Genomic DNA, 17821 nt, shown 5'->3' with positions numbered 1-17821 from the left:
CGTGTCGGTGTTGAATGCGGGGGTGTCCGCCACCCCCGCGAGTCAGCCCGGACACAGAGGAGGGTGAGATGAACTTCCAGCGCCTCGGCCCCAGCGGCCAGGAGATCCCGGTCGTCCAGCGCGACGGTACGCCCTTCGACCTGCGGCCGCTCACCGCCGACCTGGACGGGGCGTTCTGGGCGTCGGACGGGATCGCGCGGACGCGGGTCGCGCTCGACCGCGGCGACCTGACCGAGCTGCCCGACGCGGACAGCCTGCGGGTGGGCGCTCCCATCGCCCGCCCTCCCAAGATCGTCTGCATCGGGCTCAACTACCGCGACCACGCGGCGGAGACCGGCGCGGCGCTGCCCGCCGAGCCGGTGGTCTTCATGAAGGATCCGATGACCATCGTCGGGCCGTACGACGACGTGTTCGTTCCGCGCGGCTCGACGAAAACCGACTGGGAGGTCGAACTTGCGGTGATCGTCGGCGCGACCATTCGGTACGCCGAGTCCCCGGAGCAGGCCCTGCGCCACGTCGCCGGGTACGCGGTGTCGCACGACGTCTCCGAGCGCGCCTTCCAGCTGGAGCGCGGCGGCCAGTGGGACAAGGGCAAGAGTTGCGAGACGTTCAACCCGCTGGGGCCGAGCCTCGTGCCGGCCGACGAGGTCGACGACCCGCAGTCGCTCGCGCTGCGTCTGTGGGTCAACGGGGTGCTCCGTCAGGACGGGTCCACCGCGAACATGATCTTCCCGGTGGCGCACGTCCTGTGGTACCTCAGCCAGTTCATGGTCCTGTACCCCGGCGACGTCATCAACACGGGAACGCCGGCCGGGGTGGCGCTCGGCCTCCCCGACCACCCCTACCTGCGCGCCGGGGACGTGGTGGAGCTGGAGGTCGCCGGCCTGGGCCGGGCACGTCAGACGTTGGTGGCGGCATGACCCCGGAGTTCATCGGGCTGGCCGCGATCGTCACGGGCGGCTCGTCCGGCATTGGCCGCGCCACCGCGGTGGAGCTGAGCGCCCGGGGCGCCCGGGTGGCCGTCCTCGACCTCGACCCGAGCGGGCTTCCGGACGACATCGTCGGTGTCGCCGCCGACGTGTCGAGTCGGCCGTCGGTGGAGGCGGCGGTCGCCGCGGTCGCCGACGCGCTCGGCGGTATCGACGTCGTGGTCAACAACGCGGGCATCGGCGCGACCGGGACCGTCGCCGACCAGGGCGACGACGAGTGGCACCGCGTGCTCGACGTCAATGTGGTCGGCATGGCCCGGGTGGTCAGCGCCGCGCTGCCCTGGCTGCGCCGCTCGGACCACGCGTCGGTCGTCAACATCTCGTCCATCGCGGCCCTCAACGGCCTGCCCGGCCGCGCGCTCTACTCGGCCAGCAAGGGCGCTGTGCTGTCACTGACCCTCGCCATGGCCACCGACCACGTCCGCGAGGGCATCCGGTTCAACTGCGTCTGCCCCGGCACCGCGGACACGCCCTGGCTCGGGCGGCTGCTGGCGCAGGCGGACGATCCGGCCGCCGAACGCGCGGCGCTGCAGGCCCGCCAGCCCATCGGACGACTGGTCACACCGCAGGAGGTAGCGAACGCGATCCTCTACCTCGCGTCGCCGCGCTCGGCGTCGACCACGGGTACGGTGTTGGACGTCGACGGTGGGGTCACCCACCTGCGGGTCCGGCCGTGACGGGCGGGGGTGTGCCGTGCGGATCGCGCTCTTCGTGACCTGTCTGGCCGACACCATGTTTCCGCAGGCGGCCACGGCGACCGTACGGCTGCTGGAACGGCTCGGCCACGAGGTCGTCTTCCCGACCGAGCAGACCTGCTGCGGGCAGATGCACGTCAACACCGGCTACCAGCGCGAGGCCGTGCCGCTGGTACGCCGTCACGTGCGGACCTTCGACCCGTACGACGTGATCGTCGCGCCGTCGGGCTCCTGCGTCGGGTCGGTACGCCACCAGCACGCGATGGTGGCGCGGCGCGCGGGCGACGAGGGTCTGGCCAGTCGGGCCGAGTCGGTGGCCGAGCGGACGTACGAGTTGTCGGAGCTGCTCGTCGACGTGCTCGGGGTGACCGACGTGGGCGCGTACTACCCGCACCGGGTCACCTACCACCCGACCTGCCACTCGCTGCGGATGCTGCGGGTCGGCGACCGGCCGCGACAGCTGCTGCGCGAGGTGCGCGGCCTCGACCTGGTCGAGTTGCCGGCGGCGGAGCAGTGCTGTGGCTTCGGCGGCACGTTCGCCGTGAAGAACCCGGAGACGTCCACGGCGATGCTGGCGGACAAGATGCGTCACGTGCTGGACACCGGCGCCGACGTGTGCGCCGCCGGAGACGTGTCCTGTCTCATGCACATCGGCGGTGGACTGGCGCGGCTGCGCACCGGGGTGCGCACCGTGCACCTGGCCGAGATCCTGGCCTCGACGGAGACCAGCGGAGCGGCCCGCGCCGGATCGGCAGCGCGGTCGTGACCCGCCGGACGTTCCTCGGCATGCCGGCGACCGCGCCGAGCGGGGTGGGGCACCTGCGCGGGGACGAGTCGTTCCCGACCGCCGCGCGGCGCAGCCTGGCCGACCCGCAACTGCGGCGGAACCTGCGGCACGCCACGACGACGATCCGGGCCAAGTCCGCGGGTGTGATCGCCGAGCAGCCGGACTGGGAAGAGCTGCGCGTGGCGGGCGCGGCCATCAAGGTCGACACCCTGCACCGCCTGCCCGAGCTGCTGGAACAGCTCGAAGAAAAGGTCACCGAGGCCGGTGGTGTGGTGCACTGGGCGGCGGACGCCATCGAGGCCAACCGCATCGTCACCGACCTCGTCACGGCGGCCGGCGCGGACCGCGTCATCAAGGTCAAGTCGATGGCGACCCAGGAGATCGGCCTCAACGAAGCCCTCGACGTCGTCGGGATCACCGCCGTCGAGACCGACCTGGCGGAGCTGATCGTGCAGCTCGGCGACGACCGGCCGAGCCACATCCTGGTACCCGCGATCCACCGCAACCGCGCCGAGATCCGCGAGATCTTCCTGCGCGAGATGCCCGGCGTCGACCCCGCGCTCACCGACGACCCGACGGCCCTGGCGGCCGCCGCGCGCCGCTTCCTGCGCGAGACCTTCCTGAGTACGCCGGTGGCGGTGTCCGGCGCGAACTTCGCCGTCGCCGAGACCGGCACCCTCGCCGTGGTCGAATCCGAGGGCAACGGCCGGATGTGCCTCACCCTGCCGGAGACCCTCATCACCGTGATGGGCGTCGAGAAGGTGGTGCCCACCTGGCGTGACCTGGAGGTCTTCCTCCAACTCCTGCCGAGGGCGTCGACGGGGGAGCGGATGAACCCGTACACCTCGATGTGGACGGGCGTCACCCCCGGCGACGGGCCGCAGGCGTTTCACCTGGTCCTGTTGGACAACGGGCGCAGCGCGGTGCTCGCCGACGAGGTGGGTCGGCAGGCGCTGCGGTGCATCCGCTGCTCGGCCTGCCTCAACGTGTGCCCGGTCTACGAGCGTGCGGGCGGGCACGCGTACGGATCGGTGTATCCCGGGCCCATCGGGGCAGTGCTGTCTCCGCAGCTCACCGGCATCGAAGACAATGCGTCCCTGCCGTACGCGTCGACGCTCTGCGGCGCCTGCTACGACGCCTGCCCCGTGAAGATCAACATCCCGGAGTTGCTGGTGCACCTGCGCGCCGAGGCCGTCGAGGCGCGGCAGCGGCCCACGGCCGAGTCGATCGCGATGGCCGCCGCCGCGTACACGATGGACCGACCCCGGCTGTACGCGGCCGGGCAGGGCGCGGCCCGGCTGAGCCGGCTCGCCGGTCGGCGTGGGCGGGGCCTGCCCCCGCCGCTGAACGGCTGGACCGCCAGCCGCGACCTGCCCGAGCCGCCGGCGCAGACGTTCCGCGAATGGTGGGCCGACCGGTGACCTCGCGTGACCTCGTCCTCGGCCGACTGCGCGCCGCGCTCGGCGTCGGCGCCCAAGCCCCGACGCCGGTGCCGCGCGACTACCGGCGGACCGCCGACGCGGACCTGGACCAGTTGGCGCAGCGGCTGACCGACTACCGGGCGCAGGTGCACCGGGTTCCCGAAGCCGCCGTCGCCGACACGATCGCCGACATCCTGCCGACGAACGGCACCATCGTCGTACCCCCGGGTCTGCCGCCCGGGTGGCTGCCGCCGGCGGTGACCGCGCTGTCCGACGACGGCCTCGACCACGCGCGGATCGGCGGGGCCGACGGCGTCGTCACGGCCGCCGCCGTCGCCGTCGCCCAGACCGGCACGGTCATCCTCGACGGCTCACCCGACCAGGGACGCCGCGTGCTCAGCCTCCTGCCGGATCTGCACATCTGCGTGGTCCGCGCCGACCAGGTCGTGGCCACCGTGCCGGAGGCCATCGCGCGGCTGACGCCGCAGCGCCCGCTGACCTGGATCAGCGGACCGTCGGCCACCAGCGACATCGAGCTGATCCGCGTCGAGGGCGTACACGGCCCCCGCCGCCTGCACATCCTCCTACTGCCCTGAACTGGGCCGGCGTCGAATCATCCTTCGGCGACGTAGACGCCCTTACCGGGATGTCCCTCGACCAGGCCGCGATCCTTGAGGATCGTCATGACCCGGTTGATCGTGGAGATGTGCACGCCGTGCTGTTCGGCCAGTTCCCGCGTGGACGGCAACTTCTCGCCCGGCGCAAGCTCTCCGGACTTGATCTTTTCGGCTATCTCGTTGGCGATGCGCCGGTAATCCACTCGCTCGGTCGGCATGAGTCGATCTCCGTAGGTCCCCTGGTTTCGGCGCTCCAATTCGATCACGAATGGACCTGCTCCAACAAGTTTCATGATCCGCCAATAGCCTTGGCTTGACCTACTCCTACAAGTAGGAATATGTTGGCATTCGGGTCGGGTTCCCTGGTTTCGGCAAACTCCTGGGTCTCGGCCGCACGCCCACCTGAGGGGCACGACGCCCTCAGGTGGGACCCACAGATCGTTGGGAAGGTGCTATCTGTGCCGATCGACGAACCGGTGTCCAGGGCGACCGAGATGTTCATGGCGAAGCGGGTCCTCGACGCGCACTGGACCCGGGCGCTCGGCCGGCCATGGCAGGTTGGTGGTTGTCTGGAGTGCAGAGGTCGCGACGACTGCCCGCAGCTTGATTGGGCGATCGCGCTGACAGCAGCAATGGCAGCCGTGATGTTCCAGAAGCGCTGATCCTTACTCAGCCCGTGCGTCGGAGTTGGCTCAGGACGGTGGGGTCCGTGATGCGGTCGTCGGCGGCCAGCATGATCGCCTTGGACAGGATCGTGGCGAGCATGGCGTCGTCGTCGAACGGCAGGTGCAGGCGGCCGGTCTGCTGACGCGCCGCCACGATGCACAGGTACCTGTCGTCGGGCTCCATCATGATGTTGCCCGACCCGAGGTGGATGCGGTACGCGCGCAGGTTGCCCCGCACCCGCAGGTACCGCTCCGCGAGGTCCACCCGGTCGGCGATGGCCATCCGGGGCAGCAGTCGCGCGAGCGCGTCCCGACGTACCTGGGCGGACGGGGTCAGCTCGGCCACCGCCGTCCGGTGCCAGTAGGCGGAGAAGCGGTCCTCACCACGGTCGGCCCACTGCGGGTCGGTGGCGATGGAGGTGACGCCGACGAACAGGTCCACGTCGCGCATGACCTCGGTGAACACCAGCGGCGGCACGTCGATGATCCGCGCCGGTTGCCACGTCTTCCCGTCGTGGCGGGCGAGGCGCACCTGGTCGGTCGAGCAGTACTCGACGTCGTGGCGGCGCTCCTCCGGGTCGTCGACGAGCGCGTGGTGGAAGGACGCCTGCCACGCGCCGCCGCCGAAGACCTTGGTGGCCTCGCTGTCGTACCCGCCGTCCCACGTGCCCAGGTAGCCCGCCTGCCAGCCGCGGGCGCGCAGCAGGGCGTTGGCCTGCCGGTAGCGCAGGATGTGCGCGGCGAAGCGGTTGGAGTAGGTCTCGGTCTTCTCCTCGGCCGGCGTGCGCAGGTAGACCTCGCGGAACGCCTGTTTGAACGGCTGCGTCAGGCCGGCGGCGACCAGGTGCGCGCGCCAGGCCAGCACCTCGGCCGTGTCCGCGCGGGCCGGATGCCACAACCGGACCGAGCCGTGGGCGAGGGCGTGGCCGTCCCGGTCGACGATTGCCCACCCGTCGCCGCTCCGCCGGGGCAGACCGGCCGTCCAGTGCCGGCCGTCGGCGCTGCGCTCCCACAGCAGACGCCGTCCGTAGGTCACGGTCACCGGGTGGTCGAGGAAGCGCGACGACCAGTCGGGGTACGACCAGACGCGCTCCTCGGACAGCAGCCCCTCCACCCGCTGCCGCTCGCTGACCAGCGTCGCGCCGACCCGCTTGACCAGGCTCCGCAACTCGGCGAGATCGTCCTCGTGGGACTGCTTCACCTGCGCCGGAACGCCCTTGAGGGTGACGTCGTCGCGGGCGAAGACCAGGCGTGCCCGCTCGCCCACGATCTCGACCGTCGCCTCGTACGGGCCGACCGCCCGGCGCAGCCGCCCGTCCGGTCCGAGACCGTGGTCGTCGACGGCCAGCTCCATGACCTCGCTGAGCGACCACCCGCGCCGGGCCCCGAGCTGGGTCAGCGCGGTCTGGACCCGGCTCCGCACCGCCTTGTTGCAGACCGTCATCGCGAGGCGGGCCAGCGTACGCAGCGGCACGTCGCCGTCCCGGTCGGCCAGCAGTCGTACCGCCGCGATCGCCGTCCGCTGGGCGTACGGGAATCCGGCGGCCTGGCGTGGCGCGGACGCCGCGCTGGTGGTGGCCCGGGCCAGCAGCTCTGTCGCCTGCTCGTCGCGCTCGCGGGACAGCGCCCAGACCAGCCCGCGCAGGAGACGGTCCGTGTCGTCGTGCACGCTCCGCCCGTGGCCGGTGAACGCGTCGAGGAGCCGGCGGACGACCTGCCGGCCGCCGTGCGCGGCCACGAGCAGCTCGTCGAGGCGGCGCAGCCACTTCGCGGTCGCCGCCGGTTTGTCCAGCGCGGCGCAGTGCTCCAGCAGCTCCGGCACGCCCGGCGCGACGAGGTCGCCCCCCAGGTCGGCGCGGACGGTGGGCCCGAAGGCGTCCCCGTGGTGCAGCAGCCACGCCGGCAGGCGGCTGCCGGTGGCGCGGTCGATGGCCTGGCCGAACAGCGTGACGGTACGCCGTCGGGTCGCCGCCGTGACGAAGTAGTCGTCGAGCAACTCGCTGCTCAGGGCGGACAGCGCCGGTACCAGGTCGGCCAGCTCGGCGGCCGTCAGGCGCGGCGCGATCAGGGCGGGTAGCTCCAGGTCGGTGCCGTCGTCGACGCCGCCTCGGCGAGCGACGACGTCCAGGCACCACAGCAGGTCCGCCCGCGTGAAGGGGACATCCTCGGTGGCGAGGTTGGGCACCACCCCGCTCATCCCGGATGTCGATCCCCGGTGCAGGGCCAGGGCGGCCCGGCGGCGCTCCTCAGCCGGCCACGCCCGGACGATGGCCCACTCCGGCAGGTTCGTCACCGACGACCCCCAGTAGTTCGCGCTGGCAGTGCGCAGCAGCGTGCGGATGCGTTCGTCGGCCTCGGTGAGACCGGTCTCCACCTGCCGCCGGTCCGCGTCGCTCAGGTGGGGGAGCAGTGCCGTCCAGTCACCCATGTCAGCCACCCACCAGCGCGACGAGCCGGACGAACGCCACGTCGGGGTCGGTTCGCAGGTCGATCTCCTCGTCGAGGTCGTCGACCTGGTGGTCGCCGATCAGTAGCAGGAAACCGTTGTGGGCGAACGCGGCACAGGCCCGATCCGCCTGCGCCTCCCAGTCGAGTCGCCGGCCCGGGGCGACCCGGTAGCCGTTCAGCGTGGCCTCCGTGTCGGTTGGCTGCACCAGGCCCCGGAAGTGCCGCGGCCGCTCGGCGTTGAACCGCGCCACCTCCTCGCGGACCCGCAGCCGCACCAGCTCCCGCGCGGAGATGCGCTCCGGCAGACCCGTCAACGGCCAACTGTCGACGGCTCTGCCGGTCGCCGTCTCGTCCCGAACGATCACCGTGACCATGCGTTGTGTGCTCCTCGCCCTCAGGTGAGCGGCAGCATGGCACGGCCGTCCGACGAAAACGGGGCACTCGACTCCTACGAGCAGGACCTCGAACCGGACGACGAGGACCGATCGGCCGGGCGGGCGCAGCCGACGACGAGGGTGGCCAACAGGGCGGGGTGGTCGGTCGTCCCGTCCATGTCCACCGACCGGGCGCAGCACAGGCTGATGTCGTCGCTGGTCACGATGTGCTGCACCGCCCCGTCACCGACGCGGGGATGACCGGGCGGCACGCAGGACCCGACGTCGTCGGGGCGCAGGTTGAAATCGCCGCCCAGCACGGTGGGGGCGTAGCCGGTGCGCCGACGGATGGCGGGCAGGGTCCCGTCGATCAGCTGGCCGCACTGGGTGAGCGCGACGCTGCGGCTGGTGGCCGCCAGGTGGGTGGCGCAGGCGTTGGGCCCGCCGTCGACGTGGACGCACAGCCAAGGTCGTTCCTCGGGGTCGGCGAGGTCCTGCGCCGGGTGGATACCACCGTGCACCGTGTACCGGCCGCCCGTCGTCGGCAGTCGGGCCAGCAGACCGATGCCGTACGCCCGGCCGTTGCGGCACCGGGTGTCGGCGCCGCTGGGCCGGTCGCCGGCAGCCTGGAAGGCGGACGTGACTCTCGCGCGGCCGTGGACCTTCGCGAACACCGCCTCCAGCGTGGGCACGTCGTCCTGGCAGATCTCGTTGAGGGTGACCAGGTCGGGCCGCTCGGCCCTGATCAGTTCGGCGGCCCTGGGCGCCGCCCGGCCGGTGTAGCAGGCGGCGCGACCGCTGTTGCACAGGTTCATCTGCGCCACCCACAGGGTCGTCGGCGCGGGGGAGGCCGGGACGGGCCGGGCCGGCACACCGGCGACGACGACGAGACAGCCGACGGCGAGGGCCCGGCGAATCGCGCGGAACGGGCCGTTCCCGCCCCGACCAGGGACGGTCGTGCCCCGGCGGCGGTCGGTGTCGGCGGGCGGATCGTCGGACATGCGGACTCCGGCAGCAGGGCGGCACTCTTCGCCGAGGTGTCCGCGATCCTACTGCCGGCCGCCCGGAGTTCTATGGTGGACCGATGATCACGTGCGTCGTGCACTACACCATCGACCCCGCGCAGATCGAGGCGTTCGAACGGTTCGCCCGCGCGTGGATGCGACTCGTGGCCCGGCACGGCGGCGTGCACCACGGCTACTTCCTGCCCGCCGAGGGCGCCAGCGACCGGGCCGAGGCCCTCTTCAGCTTCGACAGCCTGGCGGCGTACGAGCGGTACCGCGCACGGTTCGGTCATGACCCGGAGTTCGTCGCGGCCGACGCGATCCGCGACGAGTCGGGCTGCGTGGTGCGCTACGAGCGGACGTTCATGCGCCCGCTCCTGCCCGATGACGACATGACCGTGGCACGCTGACACGGGCCGTGCGGGGAGGGTGGACCCCGCACGACCCGTGCCGGTTCAGCGGTGCGGTCGGGGCGCGACGCGCGGCAGGACGTACGGCGGGCCGGCGAAGATCAGGTCCGACTTCAGCTCCTGGTACGCCCGCTTGGGCTGGTAGTTCTCGTCGTAGATGGTGGCCAGGCCCTCGGGCGGGTCGTTGAACCAGTCCGGCACCCACGAGTACTTGTCGCTGAAACCCCAGACGGTGTACGACAGGCAGTCGCGTACGGCGAGGCACGCCTTCATCAGCACGCTGAAGTTGGCGGCCGACGCCTGCAGACGGGGGTTGATCTCCTCGGAGTTGCCGGCCTGGACGCCTGCGGTCATCTGGCTACGGACGTCGACCTCCGTGAACGCGGTGGCCAGGCCGAGCGCGGAGAAGCGCTTCAGGGCGGCGGTCACCTGGAGGGTGTCGAAGTTGCCGTACTGGGTGCCCAGGTGGCCCTGCGAGCCGACGCCGTCGATCGGGACGCCCTTGGCGCGCAGGCCCTTGGCCATGTCGTAGACGAACTGTGTCTTGTCGTCGGCCGGGTTGCCCGAGCCGAACGCCTCGATGTTGTAGTCGTTGTAGAACAGCAGCGCCTTCGGGTCGGCGGCGCGGGCCCAGCGGAACGCGTCGGCGATGTAGTCCGGGCCCAGGTTCTGCGCCCAGAAGCCCTTGTAGTACAGCGTCGACGGGGTGTCCCAGGGGTCGCTGACCGCCTCGTTGACGACGTCCCACTGCCAGATCTTGCCCTTGTAGCGGCTCACGACGGCGGTGATGTGCTTGCGCAGCAGCTCGCGCAGCTCCTGCTTGCTGATGGTGCCGTCGGCGACGCCGCTGGTGAGCCAGGCGGGCAGTTGGTTGTGCCAGACCAACACGTGGCCCCGGACGCTCTGGCGGTTGCGCTGGGCGAACTGGATGAGCTGGTCGGCGGCCGTCCAGTCGTAGGTGCCCCGGGTGGGCTCCAGGCTCTCCCACTTCATGGCGTTCTCGGCGGTGACCGAGGAGAACTCCGAGGCGGCGAGCTGGCGGTAGCGCGGGTCGTTGGCGTCGTTGAGGACTTCCGCGTTGACCGCGGTGCCGATCTTCAGGCCGTGGCGCTGGCCGAGGGCCGCGAGCGTCTGGGTGGTCGGGTCGTACGGCCGGCTCGCGGTGGCCGGAACCGCGTTCAACGCCGCAGCGGTCGCGACGGCGACGGCGCCGGCGCTGATCCACCGTCTTGGCTTCATCTGCGTGCCTCTCGATAATGATCGACAAAAGTCGATCTTTGAAGGAAGGGTGCGGCCCGGGATGAAAGGGCACGGGGAGTGGCTTCGAAGAACCGGAAACTCGTTCGAAACATTATGGCCGTCGATGGGCCTCGTCAACTCTGAAAATTTCCGGAAAACAGTCGGGTGAGCTGCGGGACTGTGGATAGTCATCAGATGAAAGTTTCGCCGCCGCGTCGAGCGGCAGAGGGTCAACGGCAATGGGGACGGCACCGACCTGGATGGGTCGGCGCCGTCCCCACTCAGCGGGACCGGCGGCGGATCAAGCGCTCAGCCGCGCCTCGATCGCCTCGATGACGCGCGGACGTAGCTCCGAGGCGCGGATGACGGCGTCCACCGAGCCGACCTCGACCGCCCGCTGGATGTTGTGCACCCGGTCGAACTCCGTGGCGACCTCGCCGAGCTTCTCCGCCCGCACCGAGGACCGCAGCTCGTCGAGCTCGGCCGTCAGCGCGGCGCGCTCGGTGCCGGACGCGGCGGCGACGCGGGCCTCCAGGGCGCGGACCCGCTCGTCGGCGGCCGTGCGGGCGTTCACGTCGGCGGAGAACACCACCGCGGCGGCGGGAGCGCCACCGAGTACCGACGCGAACGACCCTTCCAGCGCCAGCACCGTCATGCTCGGGTTCAGCGCCTTCGAGAACACCACGAACGCGCCGCCGTGGTACCGCGAGATCACGCAGAAGACGATAGGGCCACGAAAGTTCACGATCGCCCGGCCGATCTCCGCGCCGTACTCCAGTTGCAGCTTGCGCATCGACTCGGGCGAGCCGTCGAAGCCCGACAGGTTGGCCAGCACCACCAGCGGCCGGTTGCCGCTGGCCGCGTTGATGGCCCGCGCGGCCTTCTTCGACGAGCGGGGGAACAGCGTCCCCGCCGTGTAGGTGTCCGGGCCGTCGGTGGGCGGGAACCCCCGCCGCGGCACCGACCGGGACTCGATACCGAGCAGGCACACCGGGATACCGCCGAGGTGGGCGTCCTGCACGACCGCCGTGTCGGCGTCGGCCATGCCCGCCCACCGCTCCAGCACCGGGCGGTCCTGGTCGGCGAGGGCCCGCAGCACCGTCCGGATGTCGAACGGCTTCTTGCGGTCCGGGTTGGACTCGGCGGAGAAGATCTCACCGACCGTACGGAAGGGACTGCCCGCGACGTCGTGCGGGAACGGGGAGATGTCCCGGTCCACCGGGTCGGTGGTGGTCGCCCGCCGCGGGGCGTCCTCGCCGGGTGCGACGTACGTGTGGTCGTAGTGGGCCATCAGCACGTCCCGCGCGGCGGTCAGGTTCGGCGCCCAGTACTGCGCCTGCCCGTTCGGGCCCATCACCCGGTCGTACCCGCCGATGCCGAAGTTGTCCTCGGCGGAGACCCCGCCGGAGAAGTCCAGCGACTGCTTGCCCGTGAGCACCATCGCCGAGTCCGGCGTCATCACCAGGACGCCCTTGGTGTGCATGAGCATCGTGGCCTCGGCGTTCCAGTACGGCTGCGCGCCGACGTTGATGCCCGCGACGACGATGTTGATCTCACCGCCGGCCTGGGTGAACTCGACGATGCGCTTGAGCGCGGCCGCCACCCAGTCCATGTTCTCCGTACCCGAGGTCATCGAGATCCGGGCCCCGGCCGACAGCGCCCACCACTCCACCGGCACCCGCATCCGCTCCGCCAGGTCCAGGGCGGCGATCACCCGCCGGCACTCCGGCTCGGACAGGGCGCCCAACGACTTCGTCGGATCGCCGAGCAGCACGACCCGGGTCACGCCCTGCGGATGCCGTTCGGTGGCCGAGGTGGCCACGCCGGCGACGATCGCGGCCCGGTTGCGCCCCTTCGGACGGTCCACCGGCACCAGCGCGTACGCGTCGTCGAGGTCGTGCTCGACGAAGTCACCGAGCCGACCGGTCAACTCGTACGGGTACACGGTGTTGCGGCTGCTGGCCCGCAGTACCTTCAGTCGGTACTCGTCGAGCGGCTCGACGGGCTCGGTCGGCGGCTCGCCGACGGTCAGCTCCGCGCCGCCCTGGGCGTCGAACGAGATCCGTACGGCGATCTTGGTCAGCTCGCCGGTACGGCGGTCGCGCTGACGCGCGATGAACAGGATCTCCTCCAGCCCGGCGCCCACGGTCGTCGGGCGCACGCGCCCGGCGATCATCTCCATCTCCTCGCGGGTCAGCTCGCTCGGCGGCCACACGTAGACGACGATCCGGTTGGTGGTGAAGCGCGTCTTCGACGGCCGCCGCGACTGGGCCCGGCGGATCGAGTCGAGGCAGGCCGCGACCGCGTCCTCGGCGGTGGGCAGCGCCACCAGCCGGCCGTCCTGCTCGCGCAGCTCGGTCAGGTCGCGCACCTGGGCGAACGCCACGAGGCGCTCGTCGGCCGGATTCTCCCGCGCCACGCACTGGAAGAGGTAGACCTCCTCGTCGGACGACGGCAGCCGGGTCAGGTCGAACTTGTGCAGCCGCTCCAACTGCATTCGCTGCGCGATGTACGGGTGCAGACCGCGGATCAGCCGGTCCTCGACCATCCCGCCGCCCGACGGGCGGAAGGTGAAGTGGTGGTGCATGACCGCCCCGCCGCGACCCGCGACGGTGGCGGTGAGCCGACGGACCTGCGCCGGCAGCGGATGGGCGGCCAGCACGTCGTGCAGCGCGGCGGCCATGGCGTCGAAGTCCTCCGGTTGGTTCTCCCAGCCGAGGTAGATGTCGGCGTCGACGGAGTCCTCGGCGCCAGCCAGCTCGGCGAGCCCGCGCAGCGCACCGCCCAGTCCGTCGAAGCGGACGGCCGCGGAGACCACACTGGAGTCGGCGCGCTCGGCGACCACGAAGGCGCAGTCGGCGACCTCGCGGGTCCGCACCCGGGCGAGCGCCTTGTTGCCGTAGTAGCGGCGGGTGAGCACCTCCAGCATGACCGTGTTGTCGAGGTGGTGCCGGACGAGGCGCTGGCCGAGCAGACGTACCAGGGGCTCGGTGCTGCGGACCATCTCGGCGACGCGCTCGGCGCGGTCGGGCGCGTCCGGGTGGGCGTCCAGGTGTCGCAGGTGGGCCCGGACCTGGGCGTAGACGCGGGCCCGGTTGCGGCGCAGCAGCGGCTGCGCGAACCAGGCGAACACCACGCCGCGGGCCAGGTCGGCGATGGCGGGGAAGCGGACCTGCGTGGCGGCCACCAGACGCTCCAACGCCAGACCGGCGGGCTCGCGCAGCGACTCGTCCGGCGGGGTCTCGCGCAGCCACTCGCGTAGCAGCGACGCCACGACTGTCGCGTCGACGGACGCGCGCTGCTGGGCCAGGAAGATCCGGAACACGGCGGCTTCCAGCCCGGGGGAGCGCTCCAGGTCGGTCACACCGTAGTGGCCGAGCGCCTTGGCGAGCTTGGCCTGGAAGGCGTCCGGCAGCCCGGCCCGCTCCACGTCGAGGCTCTGCAGGTAGGTGTGGAGGTACTCGCGGTCGCTGCGCGCGTGGGCGCCGCCGTCCTCGCCGGTCGGCCGGTTGCGGCTCAGCTCGGCCAGGTCGGCGAACACGTCGACGAGGTCCACCTCGGCGGCCAGCGGCCGATGCCCGTCCTCGGCCGCCAACCGGCGTACGACGAGGTAGTCGTCGAGCACGCGGCGCTCGTCGTGCGGGTCGACGTCGAAGCCGAGCAGCAGGCCACGCAGGTCCTCCTGGCCGCGCCTGCTGCGCTCGTACGCCGACAGACCGTCGTCGGCGGCGGGCAGGTCGAGCTCGACGGCGGGGGTGCTCGGGCCGGCCACGGCGTCGGTCGCCTCCTCGGCGAGCGGCTCCAGCCGCAGCAGCGGCGCACCGGCCTCCACTTGGCTGCCCACCGAGACGGCGCACTCCTTGAGCCGGGCCTTGAACGGCGCGCGCAGCACCGTCTCCATCTTCATGGCCTCCAGCACCAGCACCGGCGCGCCCGCCTCGACCTCGGCGCCCACCTCCAGGGGGGTGGCGACGACCAGCGCGGGCATGGGGGAGCGCAGGACGCCACCCTCGTCGCGGCTGACCCGGTGCGTCACGCCGTCCACCTCGACTAGGTGGGTCGGTCCGTGCGTGCCGGTGAGCAGCCGGTACCGGATGCCGTTGACGACGATCTGGCCGGTGTGCCGGTCGAAGCGGTCCAGCTCGACGTCGGCCGTGTGGGCGGTGCCGCCCGCCTCGATGCCGACGCGGAACCGGTGCGCGCCGACCCGCGCCACGCGCAGCCGGTAGGTGACGCCGCGCAGCTTGAGGTCCAGCGGTCGGCCGCTGGCGTGCTGCACCTGCGGGCGGCCACCGGCGGCGGTCGACAGCAGCCGCTGCCGCTCGGCGCGCTCCTCCTCCTCGTACGACTCGATCGCGGCGGCGGCCAGGGCGACTGCGGAGTGCCGGTGCGTGACGAGCCGGCCCTCGCCCCGGACCCGGTCGATCCAGCCGGTGTCGGCGCTGGCGTCGAGGATCTCGGGCTGGTCGAGCAGGTCGAGCACGAAGCTCTTGTTCGTCGCGCCGCCGTCGATGATCACCGTGGTGTCGGCCATCGCCCGCCGCAGTTTGCCCAGCGCCTCGTCACGGTCGCGCCCGTACGCGATGATCTTGGCGATCATCGAGTCGAAGTCGGCCGGGATGGTGTCGCCCTCGCTGACGCCGGTGTCCACCCGGATGCCCGGACCGGCGGGCAGGTCGAGCCGTGCGATGCGCCCCGGCGAGGGCGCGAAGTCGCGGTCGGGGTCCTCGGCGTTGAGTCGGGCCTCGATGGCGTGCCCGCGCTCGGCCGGCGGGTCGCCCACGAGCCGGCCGCCCGACGCGACGTGCAATTGCGCCTTGACCAGGTCGAATCCGGTGGTCAGCTCGGTGATCGGGTGCTCGACCTGGAGGCGGGTGTTGACCTCCAGGAACGCGAACAGCCGGTCGCCGGGGTGGTACAGGAACTCGACGGTCGCCGCGCCCCGGTAGCCGACCGCCACGGCGAGCCGCTCCGCCGACGTCTTCAGCTCGGCGGCCTGGGATGCATCGAGCACCGGCGAGGCCGACTCCTCGATGACCTTCTGGTTGCGTCGCTGCACCGAGCAGTCGCGCACTCCCAGCGCCCACGCCGTGCCCTGACCGTCGGCGATCACCTGGACCTCGACGTGCCGGGCACCGGTGACCAGGCGCTCCAGGAACACGATGCCGCTGCCGAACGCTCGCGCCGCCTCCTGGCTGGTGCGCTCGTACGCGTCGGCGAGTTCGGCCTCGTTCGTGATCACGCGGATGCCGCGACCGCCGCCGCCGGCGGTCGCCTTGAGCATCAGCGGGTAGCCGATCTCGGCGGCCGCCGCCCGCGCGGCGTCGAGGTTCTCGACGGCGCCACGGCTCCACGGCGCGACCGGCACGCCGACCTCCTCGGCGATCAGCTTCGCGCCGATCTTGTCGCCGAGTTGGCGCATGGCCTCCGGGCTGGGCCCGACGAACGTGACCCCGATCTTCTCGCACAGCTCGGCGAAGGCAGGATCCTCGGCGACGAAGCCCCAGCCGACCCACGCGGCATCGGCGCCGGTCTCGGTCAGGGCGCGCTCGAGCGTCGCGAGGTTCAGGTACGGGCGGGCCGATGCCGGACCGAGGTCGTACGCGATGTCCGCCTCGCGCACGAAGGCGGCCGTGCGGTCGACGTCGGTGTGGAGGGCGACCGTCTCGATCCGGCTGCCCGTCTCCGCGGCCAGCTCTCGGACCGCGTGGATCAGCCGCATGGCGGCCTCACCACGGTTGACGATGGCGACACGGTTGAACACCCGACTGACCCCTTTGGTAGACCATGATGTACGTGCCGCGAGACGACGGCTCCCGGCAGTGATCACTTTTCCGGCTCGGAGCGGACAGCGCCATGGTGCAACGGCCGAACCAACCGTCCCTCCGTTGTAGGAACCCCACAAAACTTTTTGGCTGTCGGGGCGTGGGTGTCAGATCTCTGCCCGATCCTCGGCATGGATACCCGAACATCCCTTTGGCCGCAATTGCGGCTTTCGTCAGATGTCAGACGAGAATTGCCACGTCGATTAGGACCGGACGAAGTGAGGAGAAGGTCGGGCGGTCCCTGTGCGGGCGTGGGGAGAACCTGGGAACGGCCGCAGTGGCCAAGCCCTCGTCGTAGGCCGCTCGTTCTCCGTCGGAGTCTGCCGGGCAACCTTGTCGGCCCTCACTGACCGAGCTGTCCAGGTCGGCGCACTGGTTGCGCCGCGGGTCTATCCTAGGAGGCTTTAGAGGGTGTGCGGCCCGCCACACGGGACGGGCCGCACCGGTGTCTAACCCGCGAGACGCCCCCGCGTCGAGACGAAGTGGTACGACATGACAGCGAACCCCGGGTCGCGCACCAGGCGACGGAAGACGTTGAGCTGCTGCGCCGAGAGCCCTGCCGCCAGCAGGTCCGGCTCCAACTGACGGGAGTTCGTCTCGTAGAGCGACGTGCCGGTCGACCCGCCCGCCCAGCTCTGCGCGTGGGTGATGGTGTCGACGTCGGTCAGGCCGGCGAGGGTCATCTCGGTGTGCACGTCCTGCGCCCACCCCAGGTCGGCGCCGTGGTCCTGCAACACACCCATCATCGTGTCCATCACCTGCGCGAACAGCTTCGCCGCGTCGTCGCTCGGCGCGTTCAGCACCCGCACCGGCGTCGTGCAGTCGAACTCCTCGACGACCAGCCAGCCGCCGGGAGCCAGCGCGCCGGCGAGGGTACGCAGGACCCGTCGACGCTCGGGCAGGTGCAGCAGCACGAGACGGGCATGGATCAGGTCGAACGCGTCCCCGGGCGGGGGATCGGCGCGCACGTCGTGCCGGCGTACGTCCAGGTTGCCCTGCGCCACGAGGTGGGTGGGGTCGATGTCGGTGGCCAGCACACTGCCGCCCGCGCCGACCGCGCGGGCGATCCGCCGGGCCATCGAACCGCCACCGGCCCCGACCTCCCAGCAGGTCGACCCGAGGCGCAGGACCGGGCGGGCCAGGCGGCGCATCGTGATCGGATCCAGGAAGGACTCCAGCGCCCGCATCTGCGGAACCGCGTCGGGTGCGCCGTTGTCGAAGGTGTACGCGCCATCACTGGTCAGGGTCGCCATCGTCTTCTGCCTCTCTGAGAGACTGTCGGGTAACTGGACGGCTACGCAGTGAGAAGTCGTTCGGCGTTGATGCGTCGGGCGGCTTCGCGCTCGG

General features: G+C 71.6%; 14 protein-coding genes. 7 read left to right on the top strand and 7 right to left on the bottom strand.

Annotated features, from left to right (window positions below; translation table 11 throughout):
* Positions 1-68 precede the first annotated feature (68 nt).
* From ACLQ24_RS15740 to ACLQ24_RS15720, 5 genes are read left to right on the top strand one after another with little or no spacing between them, the layout of a single operon-like run.
* Positions 69-920, top strand: a complete 852-nt coding sequence (locus tag ACLQ24_RS15740) for a fumarylacetoacetate hydrolase family protein (RefSeq protein ID WP_425892337.1) — start codon at positions 69-71, stop codon at positions 918-920.
* Entirely contained in the window at positions 917-1666 is a 750-nt protein-coding gene (locus ACLQ24_RS15735; protein ID WP_425892335.1) for an SDR family NAD(P)-dependent oxidoreductase, read from the top strand. The genes ACLQ24_RS15740 and ACLQ24_RS15735 overlap by 4 nt, the downstream gene beginning before the upstream one ends.
* Positions 1667-1682: 16 nt before the next feature.
* On the top strand, positions 1683-2450 hold the full coding sequence (locus ACLQ24_RS15730; protein ID WP_425892333.1) for a (Fe-S)-binding protein: 768 nt from the start codon (positions 1683-1685) through the stop codon (positions 2448-2450).
* A gap of 20 nt (positions 2451-2470) precedes the next feature.
* Entirely contained in the window at positions 2471-3892 is a 1422-nt protein-coding gene (locus tag ACLQ24_RS15725; protein ID WP_425892367.1) for a LutB/LldF family L-lactate oxidation iron-sulfur protein, read from the top strand.
* On the top strand, positions 3889-4488 hold the full coding sequence (locus ACLQ24_RS15720; protein WP_425892331.1) for a LutC/YkgG family protein: 600 nt from the start codon (positions 3889-3891) through the stop codon (positions 4486-4488). The genes ACLQ24_RS15725 and ACLQ24_RS15720 overlap by 4 nt, the downstream gene beginning before the upstream one ends.
* 17 nt (positions 4489-4505) lie before the next feature.
* Here ACLQ24_RS15720 and ACLQ24_RS15715 read toward each other — a convergent pair whose 3' ends face one another.
* Positions 4506-4775 carry a GntR family transcriptional regulator gene (locus ACLQ24_RS15715; RefSeq protein WP_425892329.1) on the bottom strand — a complete coding sequence of 90 codons (270 nt, stop codon included), beginning with the start codon at positions 4773-4775 and terminating at the stop codon, positions 4506-4508.
* A gap of 192 nt (positions 4776-4967) precedes the next feature.
* On the opposite strand from ACLQ24_RS15715, the gene ACLQ24_RS15710 reads away from it, so the two are divergent.
* Complete coding sequence (locus ACLQ24_RS15710; RefSeq protein ID WP_425892327.1) at positions 4968-5171, top strand: hypothetical protein; 204 nt, start codon at positions 4968-4970, stop codon at positions 5169-5171.
* A gap of 7 nt (positions 5172-5178) precedes the next feature.
* On the opposite strand, the gene ACLQ24_RS15705 is transcribed toward ACLQ24_RS15710, so the two are convergent.
* The 3 genes from ACLQ24_RS15705 to ACLQ24_RS15695 form a co-directional block, all read right to left on the bottom strand.
* Positions 5179-7602: a DUF4132 domain-containing protein gene (locus ACLQ24_RS15705; protein WP_425892325.1), complete on the bottom strand. Its 2424-nt coding sequence runs from the start codon at positions 7600-7602 to the stop codon at positions 5179-5181.
* Between the two features lies 1 nt (position 7603).
* Complete coding sequence (locus ACLQ24_RS15700) at positions 7604-7996, bottom strand: hypothetical protein (RefSeq protein WP_425892324.1); 393 nt, start codon at positions 7994-7996, stop codon at positions 7604-7606.
* A 74-nt stretch (positions 7997-8070) separates the two neighbouring features.
* Positions 8071-8997, bottom strand: coding sequence for an endonuclease/exonuclease/phosphatase family protein (locus ACLQ24_RS15695; protein WP_425892323.1), 927 nt, complete (start codon positions 8995-8997; stop codon positions 8071-8073).
* A gap of 83 nt (positions 8998-9080) precedes the next feature.
* On the opposite strand from ACLQ24_RS15695, the gene ACLQ24_RS15690 reads away from it, so the two are divergent.
* On the top strand, positions 9081-9410 hold the full coding sequence (locus ACLQ24_RS15690; RefSeq protein WP_425892321.1) for an NIPSNAP family protein: 330 nt from the start codon (positions 9081-9083) through the stop codon (positions 9408-9410).
* Between the two features lie 45 nt (positions 9411-9455).
* Here the strand turns inward: ACLQ24_RS15690 and ACLQ24_RS15685 are convergent, their stop codons facing one another.
* The 3 genes from ACLQ24_RS15685 to ACLQ24_RS15675 all read right to left on the bottom strand — a co-directional run bounded on the left by ACLQ24_RS15685 (position 9456) and on the right by ACLQ24_RS15675 (position 17727).
* Positions 9456-10649, bottom strand: coding sequence for an endo-1,4-beta-xylanase (locus ACLQ24_RS15685; RefSeq protein WP_425892319.1), 1194 nt, complete (start codon positions 10647-10649; stop codon positions 9456-9458).
* A 301-nt stretch (positions 10650-10950) separates the two neighbouring features.
* Positions 10951-16413 carry a carboxyl transferase domain-containing protein gene (locus ACLQ24_RS15680; protein ID WP_425892317.1) on the bottom strand — a complete coding sequence of 1821 codons (5463 nt, stop codon included), beginning with the start codon at positions 16411-16413 and terminating at the stop codon, positions 10951-10953.
* A gap of 510 nt (positions 16414-16923) precedes the next feature.
* Complete coding sequence (locus tag ACLQ24_RS15675; RefSeq protein ID WP_425892315.1) at positions 16924-17727, bottom strand: class I SAM-dependent methyltransferase; 804 nt, start codon at positions 17725-17727, stop codon at positions 16924-16926.
* Positions 17728-17821 lie beyond the last annotated feature (94 nt).

It is taken from the genome of Micromonospora sp. DT4 (genome assembly GCF_049841675.1).
Lineage (GTDB): Bacteria > Actinomycetota > Actinomycetes > Mycobacteriales > Micromonosporaceae > Micromonospora.
The sequence above is the reverse complement of the archived record's forward strand: the minus strand, read 5'-3'. Positions and strand labels throughout refer to the sequence as shown.